Consider the following 26086-nt stretch of genomic DNA (forward strand, 5'->3'; position numbering starts at 1 on the left):
CCCGGCATTGTAAGAAGGACCGGAGCTGCCTGCCGTCAGGCTTTGTCAGGAAGGCCCTGCTTGAGCAAGGCCAGCAAGCCGTGATACGGCAGCATGTTGCTGCGCAGCACGACGTCGATGGGCGTGGCGAATTGCTCATTGACCCAGCGTGTGGCCAGGTGAATGTTCATGCCGATCAAGCCCGCGGTCATCAGGTCAAGCCGTACGCCAAACCGCTCGGCATCCGGGTACATGTTGTGGATGAACTTGAGCAGCAGGTTCGAGTATTCGCGCGCGGTTTCACCGCTGACGTGAATCACGCCCCGCCCGATGCTCAAGGCCTCGATGAGGAAAATGCGAGCGCGATAGGGGTCATTGCGGATGAACTCCAGAAACACCCTCAGGGAGGCCTCCAGCAGATCATCCGGCGCCGGTTTGGCGTGTCGCAGCGCCGTCTTCGTCTGGTCCATCAATTCCTGCCGGACTTGCGAATACACCGCAATGAACAACTCCGACATGTTCTTGAAAGACTCGTAGAAATAGCGCTCCGTCAGGTGCGCCTCCACGCAGATCTCCCGGACAGTCGCACCGTGGAAACCTTTGCTGCCGAAAATGCGGATGCCGGCGTCGATCAGCTTGTCGTGACGTTGACGCTGACGTTCTTCCGAGGGGACGCCGCCATAGGGGCGCTTCGCAGGCGGATGGTCACTCATGGATTGGTAATGGCTTGTCCTGACTATATTGACATTTTCGATTGTCACATAATGCTCCCCTTTGCATATCCTGCATAACCAGTAATCGGGGACCCTATATGAGCGTTCAGGCTTTCATGGCAAACATGCTGCTGCGCTGGCAGTTCAAACGGCGCAGTCAGGGCCCCATCCGCGTTCCGGCCATTCGGCACATGGTCAATCGCATGGCCGATCGCTATCCCCCGCCTCCGCCCAGCATTCGCCACACGCCGGTGGCGGCCAACCCGGCACGGCAGCTCTGTGCGGCAGAGTGGCTGAGCGTGGCCCACCCCCAGCGCACCATCGTCTACTTCCATGGTGGCGGCTACTTCTTCTGCGGGCTCAACACCCACCGGCCTGCCTGTGCCTATCTGGCTGGCGCAGCGGAAGCCCAGGTGCTGTCGGTGGATTACCGCCTGGCCCCCGAACATGTCTTCCCTGCTGCCGTTGACGACGCCGTAACCTGGTGGAAAGCCTTGCTGGACGACGGCATCCGCCCGGAGGACACCCTGTTCGCAGGCGATTCCGCGGGCGGCGGTCTGACGCTGGCCTGCCTGATGGCCGCCCGCGATCAAGGGCTGCCCATGCCCGCCGGCGCCATCCTCTTTTCGCCGTGGACAGACCTGTCCTGCTCGGGCGACACCATGCGGACCCAGGCGAAAGCGGATGTGATGTTCAACCCGGACTCCTTGCCTGAAGCGGCCGCCTTCTACCTGGATGGTCAGCCTGCCACGACTCCGCTGGCCTCACCCCTGTTTGGGGACCTCAGCGGCCTGCCGCCTCTGATGATTCACGCCAGCCGCCATGAAATCCTGCTGTCCGACTCGACCCGCCTGCATGACAAGGCCCAGCAGCAAGGCGTGGTCAGCGAGTTGCACCTGCGCGCCAAGCTGCCCCACGTTTGGCCTACCATGATCATGCTGCCCGAAGCACGCGAGAGTCTGAAGGACTGCGGCCATTTTGCGGTCCGCGTCACCACCCCGGCTCCAGCTGCCGCACGTTGATCCCCCGATTCACCTACTGCATTACCTGCCATGAAATCCTTCAAAGACAAGGTCGCCGCGATCACGGGCGCCGCTTCCGGCATGGGCCGCACCCTCGCCATCGAACTGGCACGCCGCGGCTGCCACCTGTCCCTCAGTGACGTCAACGACACCGAGCTGGTCAAGACAGCTGAACTGGCTGGCCAGCATGGCGTGCGGGTCACCATCACCAAGCTGAACGTGGCCGACCGCGATGCGGTCTATGCCTGGGCGGACAAAACCGTGCAGGACCACGGCAAGGTCAACCTGATCTTCAACAATGCCGGCGTGTCCCTGACGGTGCCGCTGGACTCGGTCAAGCAAAGCGACTTCGAGTGGATCATGGGCATCAATTTCTGGGGCGTGGTCTACGGCACCCAGGCCTTCCTGCCTCATCTGAAGGCATCGGGCGACGGCCATGTGATCAACACCTCCAGCCTGTTCGGCCTGATGTCGGTCCCCAGCCAAGGCACCTACAACGCCTCGAAATTTGCTGTGCGTGGCTACACGGAAGCCCTGCGCATGGAGCTGGAACTCGCGAGTGAGGCCGTCAGCGCCACTTGCGTGCACCCTGGCGGCATTGCGACCAACATCGCCATGGCCGGCAAGGTCGACCCTGCCATGGAAAAGCTCACGGGGGTCAGCATCGAGAAGCAGAAGCGCCGCGCCAACAAGATGATCAACACCACGACGGCCGAATCGGCGGCATTGCAGATCCTCTCCGCGGTTGAGCGCAACGCCCGGCGTGTGCTGGTCGGCCCGGATGCCAAGTTCCTCGACAAGGTCGTGCGCCTGCTGGGATCGTGGTACCAGTTGCTGATCATGCGGCAAATGCGCCACATGGCTGGCCCCGGTCAGCACTGAGCACATGACCTGGCTGAAACGCCTGTGGTGGGCGCTGGTTCTGCTGGCTGTCCTCGTGGTCGTCGCGGTGGCCGCGTCGTGGGAGCCTGATCGGCAATTGGGTCCGCTGGTCGCCCGCTGGGGCCAGGAGCCGTCCACCTTCATCGAGGTGGACGGGATGCAGGTCCACGTGCGCGACACGGGCCCCCGCAACGACCCTGTACCCATCGTCCTGCTGCACGGCATGGCATCGAGCCTGCACACCTGGCAGGGCTGGCAAACCTCACTACAAACCTCCCGCCGGGTCATCTCGGTCGACCTGCCCGGTTTCGGTCTCACCGGACCAAGCCCTCAAGGCGAATACAGCATCGAGGCCTACACCCGCTTCGTCTTTCGGCTGCTGGACGCGCTGAACGTCAAGCAGGTCATGCTGGTGGGCAATGCCCTGGGTGGTGAAATCGCCTGGCAGACGGCCCTGTTGGCACCAGACCGGGTTCGCAAACTCGTGCTGATCGACTCGGACGGCTATCCGCAAACGGCAATGTCCATGCCCATCGCCTTCCAGATTGCCAGCATGCGTGGTTGGCGCTGGGTGGCCGAGCGCATCTTCCCGAAGGCCATGGTGACATCCACCGTCAAGAGCGTGTTCGGTGACCCAAGCCACATCCCGCCCAACACGGTTGATCGCTACTTCGAGCTGAGCTTGCGGGTGGGTAACCGACGCGCCCTGTTCCAGCGCATGGACCAGGCGCAGTGGGGCGCCAACGCACACTACATCCGCCGCATCCAGCAACCCACACTGGTGCTCTGGGGCGAAAAGGACCCGATGGTGGCCCTCAGCAGCGGACGGCAGTTCTGCCAGGACATTTCACGCTGTAGCCTGGTGGTGTTTCCGGAGTTGGGTCACATCCCGCAGGAAGAGGACCCCATGCGCACGCTGGCCTCCGCACGATCCTTCCTGCTCGACAAATAGGCGCGCACGCAGGGAAGCGGTCGTGACGATCTTTTCGCGGCCTGATCCCTGCGGCGAGAAAAAGCCGCTAACCTAGCGGCATGTTCAGTTATCGACACGGCTTCCACGCGGGCAACCACGCCGATGTGCTCAAGCACATGGTGCTGGTGCAGCTGCTTTCGCACCTGCTGCTCAAAGACAAACCCTTTTCCGTCATCGACACCCACGCCGGTGGTGGTCTGTATGACCTGACCAGCAACTACGCCACCAAGAGCGGCGAGTCGGCTGAAGGCATCGCCCAGATCTGGCCCTTGCGCCGCGACCCCGGCCTGCCCAAGGCCGTGGCGGCGCTGCTGGCTCAGATCGCCAGGGTCAACGATGGCGACACCCTCAAGCACTACCCGGGCTCCCCGCAGATCGCGGCCCAGATGCTGCGAGAGGGCGACCACCTGCGGCTGTTCGAAATGCACCCGACCGAGATCAAGCTGCTGCAAGCGCACTTCGCTTCGGTCAAGCGTGGCGTGAACATCCAGCAGGCCGATGGTTTTGCCAATCTGAAGGCCTGTGTGCCGCCGCCCTCACGCCGTGGCCTGGTGCACATCGACCCTTCGTATGAAATCAAGGACGACTACCGCCACCTGCTGCAGGTGCTGCGAGAAGCCGTCGCCCGTTTCAAGACCGGCGTGTATGCCATCTGGTACCCCGAGGTGGCACGACGTGAGTCCAACCAGTTCCCCGCACAGCTGAAACGTCTGGCCGCCGAGCTCGATGTCGACTGGCTGCACGTCACCCTGCGGGTCAAGGCCGCGTCACCAGACGGTCTCGGGCTGTTCGGCAGCGGCATGTTCGTCATCAACCCGCCCTACACCCTCTACGACATGCTGGCCGAAGCCATGCCGTGGCTGGTGGAAACCATCGGCATAGACGACCACGCTGCCTACACACTGGAAGTGCAGCAACGCTGACACCACTGATCGGGCGGGGCGGGTGTCACACCCCCAGGTCGAAGAACAGCACTTCGGCCTGCTCCCCCTGCTCCAGCACCAGTTGCGTTTCACCTTCCAGCATCAGGGCATCACCGGCCTGCAGCAACTGGCCATTGACGCTCAGGTGCCCACGCGCCACGTGCACATAGCCCTTGCGAGCCGGGTCCAGTGCCAGCTCGGCGCGTTCTGCGCCATCAAACAGCCCCACCGACAAGGTGGCATCCGAATGGATGGTGACCGAGCCGTCACGCCCGTCGGGTGAGGCGACCAGTCGCAGACGACCACGCTTGTCGGCCTCATCGAAGTGCGTCTGCTCATAGCCCGGCGTCAACCCGCGCTGCGTGGGCTCGATCCAGATCTGCAGCAGGTGGGTCATGCCCCGCTTTTCTTCGTTGAACTCGCTGTGCAGGATGCCGCGCCCCGCGCTCATGCGCTGCACGTCACCCGGCAGGATGGTGGCGCCATTGCCCAGGCTATCCTTGTGGCTCAACGCACCGGAGAGTACGTAAGTGACAATCTCCATGTCGCGGTGGCCGTGCATGCCAAACCCCCGCCCTGGTGCGATCACGTCGTCATTGATGACCCGCAGCGGGCCGAACCCCATGAACTGCGGGTCGTAGTAGTCGGCAAACGAGAAGCTGTGATAGGACTGCAGCCAGCCGTGATCGGCGTAGCCGCGCTCTTGTGCTCGTCTGATGGCTTGCATGGTTGATACTCCTTTGCTTGTCGCGTGTTCCTCACTGTAGAGGTCGACACATCACTTGGCGTGAAGCAAACCTGATGGCATCATTCGATTTATTTGAATAAAAACATGCCGGACCGTCGCCACTTCCTGACGCCAGATGCCCTGGTGATGATGGACACCATCGAGCGCACAGGCAGCTTTGCTGCGGCGGCCCGTGAGCTGGGCAAGGTGCCCTCCGCACTGACCTACAGCGTGCGCCAGCTCGAAGATGCACTCGATGTGCTGCTCTTTGACCGCCGCTCCCGCCAGGCCCGCCTGACCCCCGCAGGCGAAGAGCTGTTGCGCGAAGGCCGCCGCCTCCTGCAACAGATGGACGCCGTGGCCAACCGCGTGCAGCGTGTCGCCTCAGGCTGGGAGCCGCAACTCACCATCGCCATCGACAACATCATTGCCCCCGACGCCATCTACGACCTGGTCGAAGCGTTCTATGCCCTCAAGCCCCCGACCCGACTCAAGCTGCGCACCGAAGTGCTGTCGGGCACATGGGAAACGCTGCTGTCAGGGCAGGCCGATCTGGCCCTCGGCATCCCGGGGGACCGCGTCGCCGGCCCAGGCCTGCGGCAGGACGTGATCGGACGGGTTCACTTCGTCTTCACGGTGGCACCAGGGCACCCCTTGGCCAATGCCCCGGAACCTTTGCCGCCCACCGTGCTGGCCCAGCACCGCGTCATCGCCGTGGCGGACACCGCCCGCCAGCTTGAGCCGGTGACCGTGGGCATCCTGCCCGGGCAGGACGTGCTGACCCTGCCCACCATGTCAGCCAAGCTCGAAGCCCTGCTGCGAGGCCTGGGGTGTGGCTCGCTGCCCGCTCCCTTCGTGCAAGGCCATATCGATGCCGGACGCCTGATCGCCAAACGCATCGATCAACCGGAACGGGTCACCCTGGTGCATTACGCATGGCGCCAGCAGTCGAGCGTGCCTGGGCACGCCCTGGCCTGGTGGCTGCAACAACTGGGCAGCGCCAAAACACGTGAAGCCCTGCTCACGCTGCACCGCCCGTCCGCCCTGCACATGTGACATGGCCAGCGCTTATGTCGGGCGTTTTGCGCCCTCCCCAACGGGCACTCTCCACGCCGGCTCACTGGTCGCTGCCCTGGCCAGCTGGCTGGATGCCCATGCGCACCAGGGCCGCTGGCTGGTCCGCATCGAAGACATCGATACACCGCGCTGCGTGCCCGGCGCCGATGTCACCATCCTGCAGCAACTGGCTTGCTGCGGGCTGCTGCCCGATGAGCCCCCGGCTTACCAGAGCCAGCGCGGCGCGTTGTACCAGCGGGCACTTGACCAGCTGATCGCCAGTGGCCACGCCTACCCCTGCGCGTGCACCCGTGCCGACATCGCCATAGCCAATGCGGCTGCAGGCCGTGTCAAGCCCCGCCATGGCGAGCTGAGTTACCCGGGCACCTGTCGCCCGGAAAATGGCGGGCTGCACGGCAAACCGGCACGCGCCTGGCGCCTGCGTGTGCCAGACGGGCCACAGGCGCTTTGGCACTGGCACGACCGGCGCCTGGGTGACCAGCAGCAGAACCTGGCTGATGCGGTGGGCGACTTCGTGATCCGGCGTGCCGATGGGTTGTGGGCCTATCAACTCGCCGTGGTGGTTGACGACGGCGCGCAGGGCGTGACCGACATCGTCCGCGGCGAAGACCTCGCCGACAACACACCGCGGCAATGCTTTCTGCAGCAGTGTCTCGGCCTGCCTGCACCCCGCTACCTGCACACCCCGCTGGTGCTGGGTCCGAATGGCGAAAAGCTGTCCAAGCAGAATGGGGCTGCGCCGGTCGACCTGCATGACCCACTGGCAGCCCTGCAACGCGCCGGACAAACGCTGGGCTTGCACCCAACCCCAAGCATCAGTCTGAACGACTGGTTGACGCAGGCCACCACGCAATGGGCCACCCGTTGGCTGGACTCCAACACGCAGGCTTAAGCGCGCTCCACCACCACGAAATGCTTGCGCACGGGGGTGATCACTTCGAACGCCCCCTCGAAACCACCGGGGATCACCGCGCCCTGCCCAGCCAGCACGTCAACATGGCCGCCATCCCGGTCGTGCAAGCGCACATGGCCTTCCAGCACGAAGAAGTACTCGTCCTTGCCTGCCGGAAAAACAATGCGCCAACGCCCCACTTCGCAGGCCCAGATACCGGCCGTCATTTGCCCATCAGCCGACTCATAGAGGCTCCAGGTTTCCCGCCGCGGCTTGCCCTGCTCCAGCCGATCAGGGCGTGGGAAATCAATGACGCCAGCCGCCTCGGGCTGGTCCAGGCGCACGATCACGGGGCGAGTCAGGCTCATGGGCTTCATGGCAACAGGAAGTGGGTTCGGTAATAGGCCAGCTCGTCAATCGACTCATGGATGTCGGCCATGGCCGTGTGCTTCTGCGCTTTCTTGAAGCCGGCCACCAGCTCGGGCTTCCAGCGACGCGCCAGCTCCTTGAGCGTGCTCACATCCAGATTGCGGTAATGGAAGAAGGCCTCCAGCTTGGGCATGTAGTTCGCCAGAAAGCGCCGGTCCTGACAGATGGAGTTGCCACACATCGGCGACTTGTTGGCCGGGACATATTGCTTCAGAAAGGCGATCACCGCCGCCTCGGCCTCCGCTTCCGTCACGGTCGACACCTTGACGCGGTCGATCAGCCCGCTCTTCTTGTGGGTGCCCTTGTTCCAGGCATCCATGCCATTGAGCAGCTCGTCGCTCTGGTGAATGGCCAGCACAGGCCCCTCCACCCGCACAGTCAACTGCGGGTCGGTTACCACCACACCAATCTCGATGATGCGGTCGGAGCCCGGCTTCAGCCCGGTCATCTCCAGATCGATCCAGATGAGGTTGAGTTCGTGTCGGGCCAGCACCGGTTCGGCAGGCGTGATCGCAGGCGTGGAGTCAGTCATGGGCACTTCATGTCGGCCACCACGGCCGACTTGTCAGGGGCAAGCACACGCCCCGCGCCGCGATTGTGATGCAACTCGTACACTTGCGGCCATGCAACCCAGCACTTTGACCCTGATCTTCGCCCTCTTCGTGGTGGCCTCCGTCCTGACCAAGCTCTGGCTGTCGGCCCGGCAAATCCGGCATGTCGCCCTGCACCACAAGGAAGTCCCGGCGCCTTTTGCCGACGACGTCACCCTGCTGAGCCACCAGCGCGCGGCGTTCTACACTATCGACAAACTGCGCTTCGAAACCCTGAGCACCGCTGTGAGCACGGCCGTGCTGCTGGGGTGGACGCTACTCGGCGGACTCGATGCACTCAATGTCCGGGTGCGCGATCTGGTCATGCCGCACTGGGGCGCGCTGCCCTATCAGCTGGCCCTGCTCGGTTGTTTCATGCTGATTGGCGGGCTCATCGAGCTGCCCCTGTCCGCCTGGTTCACCTTCCGCATCGAGCAACGCCACGGCTTCAACAAAATGAGCTGGCGCATGTGGGTGGGCGACCAGATCAAGGAAGCCTTGGTCGGCGTGGTGCTGGGGCTGCCCATTGCGGCGTTGATTCTGTGGCTGATGGGCCAGGCCGGCCCGCAGTGGTGGCTGTGGGCCTGGGGTGCCTGGGTCAGCTTCAGCCTGCTGCTGATGGTGATCTTCCCCACACTCATCGCCCCGCTGTTCAACAAATTCGAACCCCTGCAGGACGCCGAACTGGAACAGCAGGTCGGCGGCCTCATGCAACGTTGCGGCTTCAAAGCCAAAGGCTTTTTCGTCATGGACGGCAGCCGCCGGTCGGCCCACGCCAACGCCTATTTCACCGGGCTGGGTTCAGCCAAGCGCGTGGTGTTCTTCGACACCCTGCTGGCCAAGCTCACCCACGGCGAGATCCTGGCCGTGCTGGCCCATGAGCTCGGCCACTTCAAGCACAAGCATGTGCTCAAGCGCATGATCCTCATGTTTGCATTGAGCCTGGCCGGCTTTGCCCTGCTGGGCTGGTTGTCAAACCAGGTCGCCTTCTATGTGGCCCTGGGGGTCCGCCCCAACCTTGGCGCACCCAACGACGCCCTCGCCTTGCTGCTGTTCATGCTGGCCGTGCCCGTGTTTGCCTTCTTCATCGCGCCGCTCATGGCAGCGTCGTCACGTCACGATGAATACCAGGCAGATGCCTACGCCTGTACCTACGCTCGCGCAGCCGATCTGCGTGAAGCCCTGGTCAAGTTGTACAAGGACAATGCCTCGACACTGACACCTGATCCGCTGTATGTGCGCTTTTACTACTCCCACCCCCCGGCTGCAGAGCGCCTCGCAGCCATGAAGGGCTGACCCATGCGGCCACATCAACGCGCCTCAGGCAAATCTGCCCCCGCTGGCAAGCGTGCCGACGTTCCTCAGGGTGTCGAGCTGGAAAGCGGGCTGGTGGTGTCAACCCATGGACGACACTGCGTGGTCGAGACCCCGGAGGGTCGACGCCTGATCTGTCACCCGCGCGGCAAGAAAAGCGAGGCAGTGGTCGGCGACCATGTCACCTGGCACCTCACTCAGGCCCAGGCCGATGAAGGGGTGATCGTGCAGGTAGAGCCCCGCAAAAACCTGCTCTACCGGCAAGATGAATGGCGCAGCAAATCGTTCGCGGCCAACATCGACCTGCTGCTGATGTGGATCGCCGTCGAACCGGTATTCAGCGAGGCCCAGCTCACGCGCGCCCTGATCTCGGCAGAGTCGGCAGAGATCCCGGTGTGCATCGTGCTCAACAAGGTCGACCTCCCCGGCGCCGACCAGGCTCGCCAGCGCTTGCTGCCTTATCGCAGCATGGGCTACGAGGTGGTGGAGCTGTCGCTGAAGGGCGATGGCGAGCACGCCAAGGCATTGATCCTGCCCAGGTTGAAGGGCCGCGCCACGCTGGTTCTGGGCCCATCTGGCGCGGGCAAGAGCACCCTCATCAACACCCTGGCCCCACACGCACGTGCCGAGGTGGGCGAGATCTCTCAAGCACTGAATTCAGGGCGACACACCACCACCCACTCGCAGTGGTACTGGGTGGAAGACCCGGATGACACCCACCAGCCCGATGGCCGCACAGCGGTCATCGACTCGCCCGGTTTCCAGGAGTTTGGCCTGCATCACATCGCGCCGACCGATCTGGCGCGCCTGATGCCCGACATTGGCGCCCACACGGCCGAGTGCCGCTTCTACAACTGCACACACCGACAGGAACCCGGATGCGGAGTGCAAGCGGCCGTGCAGCGCGGCGAGATCAGCGCCAACCGCATCAGCCTGTACACCGCACTGTTCGATGAACTCAGCCAGACACGCTGGTAACCCCTGGAGCACACCCATGAGCCACCGCCTGAACGAACTGAGCCCGACGCTGGATGCCTTCACACAAGGCAAGCTGTCCCTGAGCGACCTGGCCATCCAGTGGCGCAGTGCCGCCAAAGCCCATGAGCCAGCCTTGCCAGCCCGTTACATCGAGGTGCTGGAGCGCGTGCTGAGCCAACTGGAAAGCGCAGCCCTCTTCACCGAAGAAAGTTGCTCGTTCAGCCAGGCTGACCTGGTCGCCGCACTCCAGCAGTGGCTGGACAAAGCAAAGGCCCTGTGACAGGGCCTTTGGCGCTTGGCATGCGGGGTCTGGTGGCGCGAATCAGCCAACCAGATTGGCCAGTGACAGCAGTGCCAACAGCAGCATCCACAACACCACCGAGCGCCAGATCAGAGCCACCACGCTGCTGAGGTGCCCCATCTGAGGCTCTGCCCCAGCGGTGCTGCCGGCGGCGTCGCGTTCATCTACCTCACCGCCTTCTGTCAGCGTGCGGCTGACATCCAGGTCGCTGGTGGCTGCCGGTGCAGCCTTGCCGCCCAGACGCACCCCCACGGCACCTGCCGCCGCCGACAGGATGATGCCCTCATTGGCATTGACCCACAGCACCGCGTGCTGCCGCCAGGCACCCACCGCATCCTCGAAGTTACCCACCACGGCAAAGCCAAAGGCCGTCATCCGAGCTGGGATGTAATCGATGAGCACAAACAAGCGCTGAGACAGCTTCAGCAGACCGTCATGGGTGGGGGTACCCGTGACATGGCTCTTGTAGGACCAATAGCGGCTGGTGAACTCGGCCATGCGGTAGAGCACGGCACCCGCAGGGCCCAGACCCAGCGACGACATCACCACAAACCAGAAGAACACCCCGAACACATGTCGATGCGCTGCCAGCAGCGAGTGCTCGATCACGTGGCGCAGCAACTCGGTGCGAGGCAGATCACTGGCATCGACGTTCTGCCATTCGGCCATCAACTCGCGCGCCCGGTCCTCCTTGCCGGCATCCAGTGCGTCACGGATGTCGGTGAAGTGGTGGCTGAACTGACGGAAACCGAGGGTGAGATACAGCACCAGAATGTCCCAGCCCAGCGCCAGGATGGTGCTGAAGGGATCAATGACACGGTAGACCAGCGCCAGCAGCAGGGCCGGCACCAGCACCGTGATACCCCAGACCACACGCGCATGCACCGGCTGGCCGGCATCGAAATTCTGGCCGGCCCAACGCACCCAGCGTGCCAGACCATGGTGCACCGGATTGCGATTAGGGAGGGGCTTGAGCTGTTCGATCAACAGAGCGAACAACACCGCAAAGAAACTCATATGTTGATGATAGCCGTCAGACAGCAGGCGTCAGACCAAAAAGAAGCGTTGAAAGTTCAGGCCGCCAGGAATCGGTATAAATTTCGCAACATCGCAGCGGTTGCACCCCAGATGAAATAAGGCTGGCTGCGCCCTTCGGCCTGCCAGGGCATGGCCCAGAACTCCAGCGGACCACCGCCAGGCAAGGACCATGCGCGACGCTGGTGGTGCGCCGGGTTCATCAGGAAATCGAGCGGCACCTCAAAGATCTCCGCGACCTCGCCCGGGTCACCCTTCAGCCCGGACAGGGGCGCAGCAGACGTGGCTGGCTGCAACAGGCCAACCACCGGCGTCACGATGAAGCCGGTACCCGTGGTGTAGGTCGGCATCTGCCCCAGCAGCTCGACACGTTCAGGGCTCAAGCCCACCTCTTCCTGTGCCTCACGCAAAGCGGTTGATTCGGCCGTCGGATCCGAAGGCTCTCGGCGCCCCCCTGGAAAACTGATCTGCCCGGCATGGGACTTCAAATGATCGGTTCGCTGCGTCAGCAAGACGGTCGGCCGCTCCCGCATCACCAGAGGCACCAGGACCGAGGCCTGTCGCGGATGATCGTGCTGGAACCAGCGCTCCACCGTCATCTCCGGCTGCCAGGCAGGCGGCGATTGAAACCGGGCGCGCAACGCCGGAGTGGTCAGCACCTCGGGCGGCACGGCAGGCAGGTGCTCGTCGAGACCGAGTAACTCGGTCTGCAAGGGGTCAAACGTAACGGCCATGGATCAGGGGCGAACGAACAGACAAGAAAAAACCGCCTGAGCATACGCTGAGGCGGTCTTTTTGTCCGGTACTGACCGCAGCAAGCTGCGGATCAGAAGGGCTATCAGGCCAGCTTTTCCTTGATGCGAGCCGACTTGCCGCTGCGCTGACGCAGGTAGTACAGCTTGGCACGACGCACATCACCACGACGCTTCACTTCGACCGAAGCGATCAGCGGGCTGTAGGTCTGGAAAGTACGTTCCACGCCTTCGCCGCTCGAGATCTTGCGGACGATGAAGCTGCTGTTCAGGCCGCGGTTACGCTTGGCGATCACGACGCCTTCGTAAGCCTGCACGCGCTTGCGGGTACCTTCAACCACGTTGACGTTCACCACCACGGTGTCGCCAGGGGCGAAAGCCGGGATGCTCTTGTTCAGACGAGCAATTTCTTCTTGCTCAAGCTGACGGATCAGATCCATGTTGACTCCTGAATGATCATGACTGCGCCGGTGGATACCGCCAATCAGAGGATCGAGAAAAGACTGCGATTATAGCAGCAAAGTTTTCAAAAAGCACTCATCTTCTTTGCTGAGTGCCCCGCGGGCCCTGGCAGCCTCGATCAACTCGGGACGTCGACGTGCCGTGATGGCCAATTGCTGCTCCCGGCGCCAGCGGGCAATGCGGGCATGGTTGCCCGACAGCAGCACGGCCGGCACCCCACGGCCCTCGCCATCCGCTTCGGCCGCCAGCATCTCCGGGCGGCTGTAGTGCGGACAGTCCAACAGACCATCGGAAAAGCTGTCCTGCTGATGGGATGCCGCATCATGCAGCACACCCGGGCGCAAACGGGCCACGGCATCCATCAAGGTCAAGGCCGGCAACTCGCCCCCGGAGAGCACGTAGTCACCCAGGCTGACTTCCTCGTCGACGTGGGCATCCACGAAGCGCTGATCAACGCCCTCGTAACGACCACACAGCAAAATGGCACCCGGACTGTCAGCCAAAGCCTGCACCCGCGCTTGTGTCAGTGGCCGACCGGCCGGGCTGAACATCACCACCGGCAGACGCGGCCCGCCCTGTGCAGCCTGATCGGCATGGATGGCTTGCAAGGCACGCTCCAGGGGCTCGACCAACATGACCATGCCCGGGCCTCCGCCATAGGGGCGGTCATCCACCCGGCGATACGCATCGTCCGCAAAATCACGCAATTGCCAGAGACGGACATCCACCGCCTTGGACTCGAAGGCGCGACGTGTCACCCCGATCGACTGGAAGGGCGCAAACAACTCGGGAAACAGCGTGATGACGTCAAAGCGCACGGCGCGTCACCGGCACAAGCCGGGCCTCAGGCAAGGAACCGGGTCTCAGAAATCCAGACCCCAATCGGCGATGATCTGTCGATCAGCCATGTTGACCTTGTCAATATAGGCCGACACAAAGGGGATGAGTCGCTCGACCTTGTCCTCATCGACACAGCGCAGCACGCAGTGCGGGCCGGTTTCAATGAGCCCCTCCACCATGCCGAGCGCCTGACCTTCGCGGTTGATTACCGAGAGGCCGATCAGGTCGATCCAGTAAAACTCGTCTTCTTCGGGAGTGGGGAACGATGAGCGCGACACGAACACGCGCGCACCGCGCAGCGATTCGGCCAGGTTGCGATCTTCCACACCCTCGGCGGTCACGACCACCACATCACCCTGCTCGCGCGCTTGCTTGACTTTCAGCGCACAGGCTGAGGCCAGCCGGGGCGAACCCGACTTGGATGCCGGCACAGGCGCAGATGCACGGGGTGCACCCGGACGCGACAAAGCGCCCGGCTGAGCTTCAGCAGGGCGCAGGAACCAGCGTTTGGTACCAAAGAGTGCCTGGGGATCACCAGAAAAGGGCAGCACTTTGAAGCCGCCCTTGATGCCCCAGGCCTCACCGATCTTCGCCACCTCTACGGCATCATCGGGCCAGTCGAGCTTGTCGTCCGAACCCAGCAGCGAAACAGAGGTGACGCGATCGTTCATGCCTTACAGCAAACAGCCTGACAATCAGGCGGCAACAGCCTTGGACTTGGCGTCGCGCAGCAGGCGGGTCACGGTCGGCGAAACCTGGGCGCCATTGCTGACCCAGTATTCCACGCGATCCAGAGCAACGCGCAGGCCTTCAGCTTGACCGGAAGCCATCGGGTTGTAGAAACCCACGCGCTCCAGGAAACGGCCGTCACGGCGGTTGCGGGAATCAGCAGCAACGATGTTGAAGAAAGGGCGCTTCTTGGAGCCGCCGCGGGTGAGTCGAATCACGACCATGATGTGTCCTTCAGTTAAGTGGGGCGGCAGGTGATCCCGGGAGACACGCGGGGACAGACTGCCAAGTCGGCCGGCGTGCCTGCTGACACTGCTTGCCAGCCAGACATGACGCCAACGCCATGTTTTTTCCCGACCCGATTAGATACGCGCCCACCAAAGCAGACTCAGCCCGGAAAACCGCGAATTATAGAACGGCTCGCGCGAATTGTGGCAACTATCAGGTGCGAAACATGAAATAGGCAGCGCCAACCAGACACAAGGCAGCCCAAACATAGTCGAGCTTGAAGGGTTGCCCCAGATAGAACACGGCAAACGGCACGAACACACTCAGGCTGATGACCTCCTGCATGACCTTGAGTTGCCCCACGCTGAGTTGCTGCGCCCCGATCCGATTGGCCGGCACCTGCAGCAGGTACTCGAACAAGGCGATGCCCCAACTCACCACCGCGGCATAGATCCACGGTCGGCTGGCCATGTTTTTCAGGTGGCCATACCAGGCAAATGTCATGAAAACATTGGATGCCACCAGCAGGCAGGCCGTCTGCAGCGGAATAGGAAGCATGTTCAGCAGCGCATTCATCCCGCAAGTGTAGGCAAGTACCGGATAATCACGGTTTCTTCTTTGCAGCCCTTCGTTCTTCAGTCTAGCCATGACATCAGCCACGCCCCACACGCCGCAAGCCCCCCTCACCTATGACCAGGCCGGTGTCAACTACGACCTGATCGACCCTTTGAAGGTGGCCGCCCAACGCGCTGCAGCCGAAACCGGCTCGCACTTGGCCAGCCATGGCTTCACCGAAGTGCAGGCCTCTCGCGGCGAATCGGCCTATGTCGTGGACGTGGGCCCGATGTACCTGGCCTCCATCGTGGAATGCCTCGGCACCAAAACGCTGGTGGCCGATGACATGGCCAAGCTGACCGGCAAGAGCTATTACGACAGCATTGCCCAGGACACCATCGCCATGGCGGTCAATGACCTGATCACCGTGGGCGCCACGCCTTTGGTGGTGCAGGCCTACTGGGCCGCAGGTGGCTCCGACTGGTTTGGCGACAAGATCCGCGCCAATGCGCTGGTGGCAGGCTGGAAGAAGGCCTGTGAAGTCTGCAATGTGGCCTGGGGCGGTGGTGAAACCCCCGCGCTGGCCGGCATCGTGGCCGATGGCCGCGTCGATCTGGCCGCATCCTGCACCGGCATCATCAGTCCCAAAGCCCGCCTGTCGGTCGGCGACAAGCTGGGCGCCGGCGACGCGATCGTGCTGCTGGCTTCGAGCGGCATCCACGCCAACGGTCTGTCACTGGCGCGCAAGCTGGCTGAGCGCCTGCCTCAGGGCTACCTGACCGACATCGGCAACGGCCAGAGCTACGGTGAAGCGCTGCTGGCGCCCACGGTGCTGTATTCGCCTGTCACGGAAGCCCTGGCCAAAGAAGGCATCATCCCGAACTACTGTGCCAACGTCACCGGCCATGGCTGGCGCAAGCTGCTGCGTCACCCCAAGCAACTGACCTACCGCATCACCCAGGTACCCCCCAAGACCCCGGTACTGGCCTTCATGCAGCAGGAATGCGGCCTGGATGACCACGAAGCCTATGGCACGCTGAACATGGGCGCCGGCTTCGCTCTGTACGTATCCGCCGAGCACGCCGAACGTGTGGTCGCCGTCTCGAAGGCGCTGGGCATCGACGCCTGGGTGGCCGGTCGGGTCGAAGATGGCCCCAAGCAGGTCGTCATCGAACCCTTGAACGTCACTTACGGCGCCGAAGAACTGCAGTTGCGTTGACGCAAACAACTCGGGGGTTCTGCTGAGTTAGAGTGCCCCCCTGTTGTAATAGCATGTGACAGATCTGCGTTTTAAACGCGCTGTCCATGCAAAGGTCTGTACGCATGAATCGTCGTTCTATCGTGTTGGGTGGTGCCGCTGCCACCATGTTGTCCACCTTGCCGCGCCTGAGTCTGGCCGCTCCCGTGGACATCGCCGGGGTGAAATACGAGCCCACCATCACGCTTGGCGGGCAGAAGCTGGTCCTCAACGGAGCCGGCATCCGCTACAAGTTCATCCTGAAGATCTACGCGCTGGGTCTGTACCTGCCCAAGAAGGCAGACACCATGGAAGAAGTCATCCAGATGGAAGGCCCCAAACGCCTCCAGCTGGTTCCGCTGCGTGACCTGTCCACGGACAGCTTTGGCCGCCTGGTCACGAAAGGCATCCAGACCAACGCCAGCCGCGAAGAGTTCGTCAAGATCCTGCCCGACATCACCCGCATCGGTCAGCTGTTCTCCTCGTTCCACAAGATGGAAGAAGGCGATGCCCTGGTGATGGACTGGATCCCAGGCACCGGCATGATTGCCACCTACAAGGGGCAGGTGCAGGGTGACCCGTTCAAGCACCCCGAGTTCTTCCACACCATCCTGAAGATCTGGCTGGGCTCCGCACCACCAGACAACTCACTGAAGGAAGCCCTGCTGGGCGGCAAGCCCGGCGCGGCGAAACCGACTGGCACGGTCACCGGGGCCAATTAACTGATCTGGCTCAGTTCTCCTGCAAGGACCTGAGCCCATAATCGCGCCCCATGCAGTCTTTCCGCCGTTTGCGACAACAACTTGCCTGGCTGGCCTCCCTGGCCGTGCTGGTGGGCGCCCTTGCGCCTGCGTTGTCGCAATGGCTGACAGCCTCGCAACCGGCCGCCTTCTGGGCCGAGGTCTGCTCCAGCAGCCAGACGCCACTTCCAGCCGGACTCCAGCTGGCCAAAGCGGAACACAACGGGTCATCGTCACCCGATCGTGACCCTGTCTCCGTTCATACCAAGGTTTGCGCCTATTGCGTGACGCATGCCGGGTCCTTCGGCCTCGCACCGGTTGAGACCCTGGCCGTTCCGGACGACAGCCACCTTCAAGACACCCTGGTGGCGCATGCCAGCACACCAGGTGCGGGCCTGCAGGCCCATCACTACGCGCGCGCACGCGCCCCTCCGGTTCTGGCTTGAACCGGGTGTAGCCCAACCGGGCTACGCCACTTTGCATCTCCTGTTACTGCACGCTGCGAGACGAGCACATGCCCGTCTCGCAGCTGCACTGTTTGCGTGTCTGTGCCACTGGCACGCTGGTCACGCCCAGCCCGTTCAAGCCATGAAAAAACAACCTCTCGTCCTGGCCATGCTGTCCGCTCTCGCGAGCATGGCCCATGCAGCAGATACCCCGTCCCTGCCCGATGTCGTCGTCAATGCCACCCGCCCTGACGGCCAGTCCGACAGCGTGCCGCTCAGCAGCACCGACACAGCCACCTCCCTGACAAGCCATCCCGGCGTGACCGTCAACGCCGCTGGCGGCGTATCAGGCTTGCCCGCCATTCGCGGGCTGTCCAGCGATCGCATCAAGGTCTTCATCGACGGCGCCGATGCCACGGCTGCATGCGGCAACCACATGAATCCGCCACTGTCCTATGCATCGCCCAGCCAACTGGCCCACACCGAAGTGATGGCAGGTCTGGCTCCCGTCAGCAGCGGTGGCGACAACATCGCCGGCGTGATCGATGCCCAGTCCAGGGCGCCCCGCTTCGCTGATGCAGCAGGAGAGTGGATCAGCAGCGGCAGCCTGTCGCTGACCAGTCGCAGCGTCGACAACAGCCTCACGGAAGACGTGCAGGCGGCCCTCGCCAACGACCGCTTCAGCATCCAGTACGCGGGCTCGCACACCAAGGCCGACAGCTACAAGGATGGTCATGGCGACAAGGTGCTCGACACGCTCTTCGAGAGCATCAACCAATCGGTCACGATGGCAGCTCAAGGCAGTGGCCAGCGGGTCACTTTGAAGCTCAGCGAACAGCACATCCCTTACCAGGGTTATGCCAACCAATACATGGACATGACCGACAACCACAGCATGGGCGTCAACCTGGGCTATGAAGGTGAGATGCCATGGGGCCGCCTTGAAGCCCGCCTGTACTGGCAGAACACCTTCCATGAAATGGGCTTTTTCTCGACAGAAAAAGTCGGGTCCATGCCCATGGACACCCATGGCCTGGACACCGGCTACCGCATCAAGGGCGAAGTACCGCTGTCCAAGGGCACGCTGCGCATCGGCCATGAGTTTCACCGCTTCCAGCTGAATGACTGGTGGCCTCCCGTCACGGGATCCACGATGATGTCGCCCAACACCTATGTGAACATCAACGATGGCCAGCGTGACCGGCTTGCCTTCTTTGGTGAATGGGAAGGCAGACTCAATGAGCAGTGGACGACCCAGTTGGGTCTGCGTCACGAAACCGTGACCATGAGTGCAGGGACGGTGCAGGGCTATGGCTGCGGCATGATGTGCGCCACCGATACCGCTGCGGCCAACGCCTTCAATGCGGCAGACCGCTCCAAGCGTGATCAGAATCTGGATCTCCAGGCGGCAGCACGCTACCAGGCATCAGCGCAAGCCAGCTACGAGTTCGGCTACGCCCGCAAGACCCGCTCACCCAATTTGTACGAACGCTATTCATGGGGTTTGGGCAACATGGCCATGAAGATGCTGGGCTGGTTCGGCGACGCCAATGGCTACGTCGGCAACCTCGACCTCAAACCTGAAGTAGCGCACACAATCAGCGGCACACTCGACTGGCACGATGCCAAGAAGCAGAGCTGGCAGCTGCAGGTCACGCCCTTCTACTCGTATATCGAAGACTTCATCGATGTCGACGTGATCGGCACCTTCACACAGTCCGGCAATGTGCGCAACAAGCTGCAGTTTGCCAACCACGATGCCCAACTCTATGGCGTGAACATCGCGGGCCAGTGGTCGGCCTGGCGAAATACCGCATTCGGCGAAGGCACCCTCAAGGCTCAACTTGATTGGACCCATGGCGTGCGCAATGACGGGGTCCATCTCTACCACATCATGCCGGCCAACATGACCATCTCCCTGGCGCACAGCCAAGGCGCCTGGCACAACCAGGCCGACCTGCAACTGGTGGCGCGCAAATCCAGCGTCAGTGAATACCGGCTCGAAAACGAAACAGGCGGCTACGGTCTGCTCAACCTGAGTACCCGCTATGACCTGAACAAGCGGATCACGGTGCAGGCAGGCATCCGCAATGTGTTCGACAAGAGCTATGACCTGCCGCTGGGCGGAGTCAATTGGGCGGCACTCAAGGCTGGCGAGACCAGCACCTTCGAGTCGCTGCCTGGACAAGGCCGCTCCATTGATGTGGGAGTGCGCATCCAGTTCTGACGCATCAAGCCTGGGGCGTCCAGGCCCAGGCCTGCCAGCCCCCACGCCAGAAGAGCGGGCGCGCCCCACAAGCGCGCCACGCCTTCGCCGCGGTATCCGTGTAGGTGATCACCATCTCGACGGGTAACTGCCGGGCTGCATCGCAGTCGCCGGCAAAGGCCGCCCGCTTCAGCAGGTTCAGCCGATACCACCGTTCGACAGCATCACCTGTGGTCGGGACAAACTTCCAGTTGACCAGGGTCGGCCGGCCCGTCAGGAGTTCGAAGTCCATGGCATGCAGGTGCTCATGCGGGGAAGGCTCTTGCACCAGGATCACCGTATTGGCTGGTGTGGATGTTTTCACCCAGTGCACGACAGCCGACTCATCCACTGTCAGCCTGCTTTGCAGCCCGGCGGTCAGTTGCTCATGGGCCAGCCCCTGAGCCCCATCAGACACGCACCACAACACACTGACCAGCGCCAGCGCCCGAACGCTCCGCTTGAACCCACACTGCATCAGCTTGTCGATCACCTGGTGAGCCAACAACAAGGCGCTGAGCAGCCAGATCAGTGATGCAGGTCTGAACAGATAAAACTTGCCCAGCAGTTGTGTGTCCCTGTCGAACCAGGCCAGCACAAACGCCCCCAGAAGATAGGCATGCAAGGCCATCAGCCAGGTGGCGAGCACACGCCAGGCCGGGGTTGCCTGCCGGACCCAGTTCAGCACCACCATCACCAGCACACACCAGATCACGCCGTCGAGCGGCCAGTTGAAATGCCCGTGGAGAAAGGGTGCAACATGATGCGGGTTGCGGATGTTGCTGTAGATCTGGTTGACGCTCACACTGCCCGCATCCAAGGCATGACGGATCAGCATCGACTGCTCCTGCACCAACAGCAAGGCCAGCATCGGAACCATCGCCAGGCCATACCGCCAGGCCAATCCAGTGGTGTTCGGACGTGTTTCAGGGTCCAGCCAGACCAAACCCAGCATCGCCAGCGCCCAGAATCCGCCCACCAGGAAGTGCAGATAAGAAGCGATGACCCAACACAGCAGCACCCGCCCCCACGCACGGCTGCGCCAAGCCGCCAGCGCCAGCAAGATGGCCATGTAGGCAAACACCTTGGACTCGGCCCCACCGACCAGCCACTCGCCCCCGAAGTAGGTCTGCCGCAAGAGGAACCCACCTACGGCGAGCACCCCCGCCACCGAGACGATACCCCAGCTGCGCATCACGCACCACAGGCCAAGCGCCAGCCCTGCCCATGCCAGCAACCGCTCAATGGCCCAGGCACCATCCAGTCCGAGCAACTCGATCAGCAGTCTCGTGAAGCCCATGAAGAGGCCGCGAAACAACTCAGGCTTGCTCGATGCAAAGGCGTCTATTTGCTGCGCATCGACCAGGAAATGTGTAGCCTGGCCGAAATAGTCAAACTCGTTGGGTTGCCAGTTTTTCCCCAGCAATGTGGGGGACAGCAGCATCAAAATCCCCAGCAACAGCGATGCGCTGCGAGACACGTGAACAGGACACCCGGGCGCCCTCAAACCAACTTCGCGGTACAACATGCCCTGATGGTAACGGCCAGGCCGTGACCGCACCTGTCAGCCGTGCAGCTTCTCCATGTCGCCCCACCTGGCTGCATCTTGTGCCGGCAGGGGACGAGCATAAAGATAGCCCTGAAGGATGTCGCAGCCATGTTCCAACAGGATGTCGCGCTGCATCGACGTCTCGACTCCTTCTGCCACCACCGGGACCCCCAGGCCATGAGCGAGCCCGATGATCGCCTTGACGATGGCCGCCGCCTCAGGCTGTGTCGTCAGGTCCTGCACGAAGCTGCGGTCGATCTTGATCTGCTGAATCGGGAAGCGCCGCAAATACACCAGCGAGGAATAGCCCGTCCCGAAATCATCCAGCGCGATCCCCACACCCAGTTGCCGGATGCCATCGAGAAGCTCCTCCACCACGGCGGCATCGCTCATGGCGGCGGTCTCCGTCAACTCCAGCTTCAACTTGTCTGGTGAGATGCCCGTCTCGGCCAGGATGGTCGACAACAACTGAACCAGCTGCAGATCAAGACATTGCTTCGCCGACACATTGACCGAAATCGGCACATCAGGCCCCCCAGCGCTCGACCACGCCACGATTTGCCTCGCGGCTTCGCGGAGCGTCCACTCGCCCAGCGCCAGGATCAGCGACGACTCTTCGGCCATCCCGATGAACTCGGAGGGCAACATCACTTCACCGTCATCACGGCGCCAGCGCAGCAGCGCTTCGAAGCCCACCAACCGGCCGTCCACCCGATCGACCTGAGGTTGATAGAACAGCTCGAACCCGCCCTCCACCAGCGCCCGTCGCGCCTCGCCCTCCAGCGCCAGACGGTCACGCGTCCACAGGTTCAGGCTGGAGGAGAAAAAGGCCCAGCGCTGTGTTGGATTGCCCTTGGCCCGGTACATCGCTGCATCCGCCATCGCCAGCAGGGCATCGACATCGGTACCGTCTTCCGGGGCGATGGCCAGCCCCACGCTGCAGGCGCAGGGAAAGACCATCCCTGACAGCGTCATCTCCTGTGCCACCGCCTCCACGATCTTGTTGACCACCGTGATCACCGCATCGCGTCCGGCGATGTCTTCCAGCACGATGACGAACTCGTCACCGCCCCAGCGGGCCACGGTATCCTGCTTGCGGCAGGCTTGCAGTAAGCGACGCCCCACCTCGCGAATGACTTCATCACCAGCCGCGTGCCCCAGGCTGTCATTGATGCGCTTGAAGCGGTCCAGATCCATGAACAAGATGGCCACAGACTGCTGCGCCCGCGCCGCACGCGCGATGGCCTGATCCATGCGATCGCGCAGCAGGCTGCGGTTCGGCAAGCCAGTCAAGGCATCATGTGTTGCGGCATGTCGCAGCTGCTGCCCAGCCACCACCGTCGCCGTGACATCCCTCAACGCCAGCACCACACCATGGTGCCCCGCCTCTTCTTCCGGTAACGGTGCGACCGTGACCAGGATGTCACGGCAAACAGCGCCAACCTGCAGCCGAACCGGTTGCTCCATGCTGACCGCCCGCCCAGTGTGCCGGCACTGCACCATGGCCCGGCTCAATGTGAAGCGCCCCTCGTCATCAAGCTGAAGAACCTGCTCAATGTTCTCTCCGAGCATGTCTACCTTCCGAGACATCTGCACCGCAACCGGGTTGGCCGAGCGAATCAGGCCATCTTCACCCAGCACGACCACGCCTTCGCCGACAGCGAACAAGGTAGCCTGAGCCTGGCGCCGAACGCGATTGCCCTCCAGGGTGGCACGCATGAGCAAAGTGCTTCCCCAGACGAGCCAACCCAGCGTGAGAACGAAGGTGGCGGCAACCGGTTCGAACCAGATGCGGAGGAGACTCAGTGCCGCCCAGCACAGCAGCAACGGTAGCAGCACGCAAGCCATGGGCAGCAATTTGGCCCACCGTGTTGTCGGACGCAGCGGCCATATCAGCAGTGGCAAGGCCACCACCATGGCCAGCGACTTCGACAGCCATGCTGGCGCAGGGATCAATTGCGCACTTTCTCGCAGCACTTCGTACGCGTGGGCCATCACCACCGGCGAGCTCGCCAGCGTCACGCGGCTACCCATCGACAATGCATATTCCGGCCCCAGCCCATGGGCCGTCACACCGACAAACACCACCTTCCCGGCAAACTGCTCCGGGTGTCGCAGCGCATCGACAAACGGCACCATCGGAACTGGATCCGCCATGGCCGGCAGCAACACCTCTGCTGACCGCACCCATCCACGGCCATCTCCGGCAGCCTGCTCGCCGCGACCCCAATGTCCGTGGGGTGCCCCCCCAGCCAGACTCAGGGCCACCCATGGCATTGCCTGAATCACCATGTCCGGACCGGAAATGGTCATGAACATCCGGCGCCAACGTCCATCCACATCGAGCAGGGTATCCACATGTCCGGGCACGGAACCGTTACGAAACGCCGGCATGTTTTCAATCAGATAGGCGCCGTGCTGCATATCCGTGACGGCCGCCACCGGCACGACCAGCTTGTGTGCTCGCTTCACGGCCTCGGCGAGCAAGCGATCGTCATCGACTGACGATGCCTCACTGAACAGCACGTCGTAGGCCACGACCTTGGCGCCCGCTTCCCGCAATACATCGATCATCCGTGCGTGCAGTGCACGCGGCCATGGCCAGCGGCCCAACGACGCAATGCTCGCATCGTCAACAGCCACGACCACACTCTCCGCTTCAGTCGCATTGGCTGGCACCAGCATGTCATAGACCAGCAGATCCAGCCTGGTCAAACCCGGACGCAGCCATGGCAAGACCAGCGCGCAAGCCAAAGCGGCCCATACCCAGTATCTGGGCTGAAACCAGGACACGATGCGAGCCCACATGCCCATCACGCTGCCGCTTCAAAGCGCCAAGGGGATCAACAGCAGCAGCGCAGGCCACCATGGCCATTTGCGCTCAACCGTGAAGCGCTGCGGCGCACTCCACTGGCTGGCCACATCGTGGGCCAGCAAGGCACGCACACTCACTTCATGCTGACCAGGAGGCAGGTCGTCCGGCAGTGCCAAGTAGGCATCCTTCTCCACAACGTGAACCTTGGCGGCATCGCCGTGCCCGACGTCGGACAACGACACCTCATAGCGCAGCGCACCAGGAACCGGCTCCCACCGCATCACCAGATGATCGGCCTCCTTTGTCGGCGGATTGGCCTGAGGTGGTGCGGGCTGTCGGGTGAGCCGCTGTGTGGGGCCCCACGGGCCAGGCTCGCCTTTGTCGTCGATAGACGCCATTCGCCAATACCAGACCCCAGCCGTGATGGCCTTGAGCATGGCCGTGCGACCGTCGTTCGACACCGTCGCGTCAATCCACGGCTGGCCGAACTCGGGATCGCTGGCGACTTGCAGTCGGACCTCGCGGGTGCTGCCCTGCGCCCAGGTGATATCTGGTCGCTCCTCCTGCAGGACCACATCTGGCAGAGGGCCGAGGTAGATAGGCGGGTCGGGCCGCCGATGCACCTGCACCGTCACATCCAGGGGAAGACCTTCCAGGCCATGGTCATCGAGCGCCCTGATTCGCAAGGTGTGACGACCATCCGGCACACCATCACCGATCAGCGTAGGCCGCACAGCCACCCGCTCCGTCACAACCTTGGCGGCAGCACCACCCAATTGCCACTGGGTGCGATAGCCCTTGACCCCGGCCACGACGGGCAATTCGACCACCACCGGAAAGCGTTCAATCACGTTGGGCACCGCAGAAGCCGCTGGCGCCGGCAACAGCGCAATGGGACGCGAAGGCGCAACGCCCGTTGCCACCGCCAGCCCTGTGCCAGCGGGCAAATGCTGTGCCCCCTGGCCATTGCGCACCTGCACGGCCCCACCCAGTACGGCCGTACGCATCACGGCATCATGGGCGCTGACCGTGAAATCCGTTCCTCGCACCGTGGCAACCGCTGATGGTGTATCGACCTGGAAGCGCCCGCCGGGCTTGCGCGGCTGAACACGGTTCTCAATGGTGCCGCGCTCCACCTTGACCACGAGGGACAAGCCCTGCACCAGCCCGGTTCTGGTCACCGTCTGCAGCCTCACCAGGCTGTCCGGCCTGATCAGCACCAAGCTGCCGTCCGGCAATCGCAAAGCACATTGTCCATTGCTCGCAGTCTGCACCACCGCAGGCGCCCCAATCGTGGCGCCAGGGACAAGCGCCTGCATGGGGCGGTCGGACGATACCGACCACATGACCTCACCCGACACATGCTCCACGGCCGCCTGACTGGCGATCCGCTTCAGCCAGGCCGATGGCACCTTCAGGACCGTACCAGGCGCCAATTGCAAAGGCGCGCGGATGCCATTCATGTCCATCAGCGTCTGAACACGGCACAGACAATCCAGACTGTGTCGGGTCAGGGTCCAGATCGTGTCGCCTGGCCGTACGGTATAGGACGCCCACTCACGTTCTGCAGCGCCCCCATTCATGCTCATGCCGAGCGCCAGCACCGTGACACCCCACCTGATTCCCCATGCGCGACAGAGATCCATCTTTTTT

Annotated in this window: 27 protein-coding genes; 13 read left to right on the forward strand and 14 right to left on the reverse strand. The window is 62.9% G+C overall.

Features of this window, described 5'->3' with window-relative positions:
* Positions 1-35: 35 nt before the first annotated feature.
* Positions 36-692, reverse strand: coding sequence for a TetR/AcrR family transcriptional regulator (locus ACE3PH_RS03825; protein WP_374316673.1), 657 nt, complete (start codon positions 690-692; stop codon positions 36-38).
* A 116-nt stretch (positions 693-808) separates the two neighbouring features.
* Between ACE3PH_RS03825 and ACE3PH_RS03830 the strand changes: the two genes are divergently transcribed.
* The 4 genes from ACE3PH_RS03830 (at position 809) to ACE3PH_RS03845 (ending at position 4492) form a co-directional block, all read left to right on the forward strand.
* Positions 809-1714 (forward strand): alpha/beta hydrolase, encoded by a 906-nt coding sequence (locus ACE3PH_RS03830; RefSeq protein WP_374316674.1) that lies wholly within the window; start codon positions 809-811, stop codon positions 1712-1714.
* A gap of 30 nt (positions 1715-1744) precedes the next feature.
* Complete coding sequence (locus tag ACE3PH_RS03835; protein ID WP_374316675.1) at positions 1745-2596, forward strand: SDR family NAD(P)-dependent oxidoreductase; 852 nt, start codon at positions 1745-1747, stop codon at positions 2594-2596.
* A 4-nt stretch (positions 2597-2600) separates the two neighbouring features.
* On the forward strand, positions 2601-3548 hold the full coding sequence (locus ACE3PH_RS03840) for an alpha/beta fold hydrolase (RefSeq protein WP_374316676.1): 948 nt from the start codon (positions 2601-2603) through the stop codon (positions 3546-3548).
* A gap of 80 nt (positions 3549-3628) precedes the next feature.
* Positions 3629-4492, forward strand: a complete 864-nt coding sequence (locus ACE3PH_RS03845) for a 23S rRNA (adenine(2030)-N(6))-methyltransferase RlmJ (RefSeq protein ID WP_374316677.1) — start codon at positions 3629-3631, stop codon at positions 4490-4492.
* A 25-nt stretch (positions 4493-4517) separates the two neighbouring features.
* On the opposite strand, the gene ACE3PH_RS03850 is transcribed toward ACE3PH_RS03845, so the two are convergent.
* The gene (locus ACE3PH_RS03850; protein ID WP_374316678.1) at positions 4518-5219 is read right to left on the reverse strand and encodes a pirin family protein; all 702 of its coding nucleotides are present in this window, start codon (positions 5217-5219) and stop codon (positions 4518-4520) included.
* A gap of 105 nt (positions 5220-5324) precedes the next feature.
* On the opposite strand from ACE3PH_RS03850, the gene ACE3PH_RS03855 reads away from it, so the two are divergent.
* Positions 5325-6275, forward strand: a complete 951-nt coding sequence (locus ACE3PH_RS03855; RefSeq protein WP_374316679.1) for a LysR substrate-binding domain-containing protein — start codon at positions 5325-5327, stop codon at positions 6273-6275.
* Position 6276: 1 nt separating this feature from the next.
* Positions 6277-7188, forward strand: coding sequence for a tRNA glutamyl-Q(34) synthetase GluQRS (gene gluQRS / locus ACE3PH_RS03860; RefSeq protein ID WP_374316680.1), 912 nt, complete (start codon positions 6277-6279; stop codon positions 7186-7188).
* Here gluQRS and ACE3PH_RS03865 read toward each other — a convergent pair.
* On the reverse strand, positions 7185-7556 hold the full coding sequence (locus ACE3PH_RS03865) for a cupin domain-containing protein (protein WP_374316681.1): 372 nt from the start codon (positions 7554-7556) through the stop codon (positions 7185-7187). The two genes, gluQRS and ACE3PH_RS03865, sit on opposite strands and share 4 nt — an antisense overlap.
* Positions 7557-7561: 5 nt before the next feature.
* Positions 7562-8149 (reverse strand): oligoribonuclease, encoded by a 588-nt coding sequence (orn, locus tag ACE3PH_RS03870; RefSeq protein WP_374316682.1) that lies wholly within the window; start codon positions 8147-8149, stop codon positions 7562-7564.
* A gap of 91 nt (positions 8150-8240) precedes the next feature.
* Here orn and ACE3PH_RS03875 point away from each other — a divergent pair, with 91 nt between their 5' ends.
* From ACE3PH_RS03875 to ACE3PH_RS03885, 3 genes are read left to right on the forward strand one after another with little or no spacing between them, the layout of a single operon-like run.
* Positions 8241-9503 carry a M48 family metallopeptidase gene (locus tag ACE3PH_RS03875; RefSeq protein ID WP_374316683.1) on the forward strand — a complete coding sequence of 421 codons (1263 nt, stop codon included), beginning with the start codon at positions 8241-8243 and terminating at the stop codon, positions 9501-9503.
* Between the two features lie 3 nt (positions 9504-9506).
* Complete coding sequence (rsgA, locus tag ACE3PH_RS03880; RefSeq protein WP_374316684.1) at positions 9507-10499, forward strand: ribosome small subunit-dependent GTPase A; 993 nt, start codon at positions 9507-9509, stop codon at positions 10497-10499.
* Positions 10500-10515: 16 nt separating this feature from the next.
* A complete protein-coding gene (locus tag ACE3PH_RS03885; protein WP_374316685.1) occupies positions 10516-10779 on the forward strand; it encodes a hypothetical protein in 264 nt (87 codons plus the stop codon).
* A 42-nt stretch (positions 10780-10821) separates the two neighbouring features.
* On the opposite strand, the gene ACE3PH_RS03890 is transcribed toward ACE3PH_RS03885, so the two are convergent.
* The 7 genes from ACE3PH_RS03890 to ACE3PH_RS03920 all read right to left on the reverse strand — a co-directional run bounded on the left by ACE3PH_RS03890 (position 10822) and on the right by ACE3PH_RS03920 (position 15422).
* A complete protein-coding gene (locus tag ACE3PH_RS03890; protein WP_374316686.1) occupies positions 10822-11817 on the reverse strand; it encodes a CobD/CbiB family protein in 996 nt (331 codons plus the stop codon).
* Between the two features lie 56 nt (positions 11818-11873).
* Positions 11874-12569 carry a CoA pyrophosphatase gene (locus ACE3PH_RS03895; protein WP_374316687.1) on the reverse strand — a complete coding sequence of 232 codons (696 nt, stop codon included), beginning with the start codon at positions 12567-12569 and terminating at the stop codon, positions 11874-11876.
* A 104-nt stretch (positions 12570-12673) separates the two neighbouring features.
* Complete coding sequence (gene rplS, locus ACE3PH_RS03900; RefSeq protein ID WP_374316688.1) at positions 12674-13027, reverse strand: 50S ribosomal protein L19; 354 nt, start codon at positions 13025-13027, stop codon at positions 12674-12676.
* A 69-nt stretch (positions 13028-13096) separates the two neighbouring features.
* On the reverse strand, positions 13097-13867 hold the full coding sequence (gene trmD / locus ACE3PH_RS03905) for a tRNA (guanosine(37)-N1)-methyltransferase TrmD (RefSeq protein ID WP_374316689.1): 771 nt from the start codon (positions 13865-13867) through the stop codon (positions 13097-13099).
* Between the two features lie 45 nt (positions 13868-13912).
* Positions 13913-14560: a ribosome maturation factor RimM gene (gene rimM / locus ACE3PH_RS03910; protein WP_374316690.1), complete on the reverse strand. Its 648-nt coding sequence runs from the start codon at positions 14558-14560 to the stop codon at positions 13913-13915.
* Between the two features lie 24 nt (positions 14561-14584).
* Positions 14585-14842, reverse strand: a complete 258-nt coding sequence (gene rpsP / locus ACE3PH_RS03915; protein ID WP_374316691.1) for a 30S ribosomal protein S16 — start codon at positions 14840-14842, stop codon at positions 14585-14587.
* 217 nt (positions 14843-15059) lie between these two features.
* The gene (locus tag ACE3PH_RS03920) at positions 15060-15422 is read right to left on the reverse strand and encodes a DMT family protein (protein WP_374316692.1); all 363 of its coding nucleotides are present in this window, start codon (positions 15420-15422) and stop codon (positions 15060-15062) included.
* A gap of 70 nt (positions 15423-15492) precedes the next feature.
* On the opposite strand from ACE3PH_RS03920, the gene ACE3PH_RS03925 reads away from it, so the two are divergent.
* The 4 genes from ACE3PH_RS03925 to ACE3PH_RS03940 all read left to right on the forward strand — a co-directional run bounded on the left by ACE3PH_RS03925 (position 15493) and on the right by ACE3PH_RS03940 (position 20051).
* Positions 15493-16620, forward strand: coding sequence for an AIR synthase-related protein (locus ACE3PH_RS03925; protein WP_374316693.1), 1128 nt, complete (start codon positions 15493-15495; stop codon positions 16618-16620).
* Between the two features lie 104 nt (positions 16621-16724).
* Entirely contained in the window at positions 16725-17360 is a 636-nt protein-coding gene (locus ACE3PH_RS03930) for a chalcone isomerase family protein (protein WP_374316694.1), read from the forward strand.
* A 50-nt stretch (positions 17361-17410) separates the two neighbouring features.
* A complete protein-coding gene (locus ACE3PH_RS03935; RefSeq protein ID WP_374316695.1) occupies positions 17411-17824 on the forward strand; it encodes a DUF2946 family protein in 414 nt (137 codons plus the stop codon).
* Between the two features lie 142 nt (positions 17825-17966).
* Positions 17967-20051: a TonB-dependent receptor domain-containing protein gene (locus ACE3PH_RS03940; RefSeq protein ID WP_374316696.1), complete on the forward strand. Its 2085-nt coding sequence runs from the start codon at positions 17967-17969 to the stop codon at positions 20049-20051.
* A 4-nt stretch (positions 20052-20055) separates the two neighbouring features.
* Here the strand turns inward: ACE3PH_RS03940 and ACE3PH_RS03945 are convergent, their stop codons facing one another.
* The 3 genes from ACE3PH_RS03945 to ACE3PH_RS03955 form a co-directional block, all read right to left on the reverse strand.
* Positions 20056-21513 (reverse strand): DUF6798 domain-containing protein, encoded by a 1458-nt coding sequence (locus tag ACE3PH_RS03945; protein WP_374316697.1) that lies wholly within the window; start codon positions 21511-21513, stop codon positions 20056-20058.
* A gap of 120 nt (positions 21514-21633) precedes the next feature.
* On the reverse strand, positions 21634-24426 hold the full coding sequence (locus ACE3PH_RS03950) for an EAL domain-containing protein (protein WP_374316698.1): 2793 nt from the start codon (positions 24424-24426) through the stop codon (positions 21634-21636).
* Positions 24427-24444: 18 nt separating this feature from the next.
* The gene (locus tag ACE3PH_RS03955) at positions 24445-26022 is read right to left on the reverse strand and encodes a FecR domain-containing protein (RefSeq protein WP_374316699.1); all 1578 of its coding nucleotides are present in this window, start codon (positions 26020-26022) and stop codon (positions 24445-24447) included.
* Positions 26023-26086: the final 64 nt, after the last annotated feature.

The sequence above is a fragment of the Aquabacterium sp. genome (assembly GCF_041909175.1).
Classification (GTDB): Bacteria; Pseudomonadota; Gammaproteobacteria; order Burkholderiales; family Burkholderiaceae_C; genus Aquabacterium.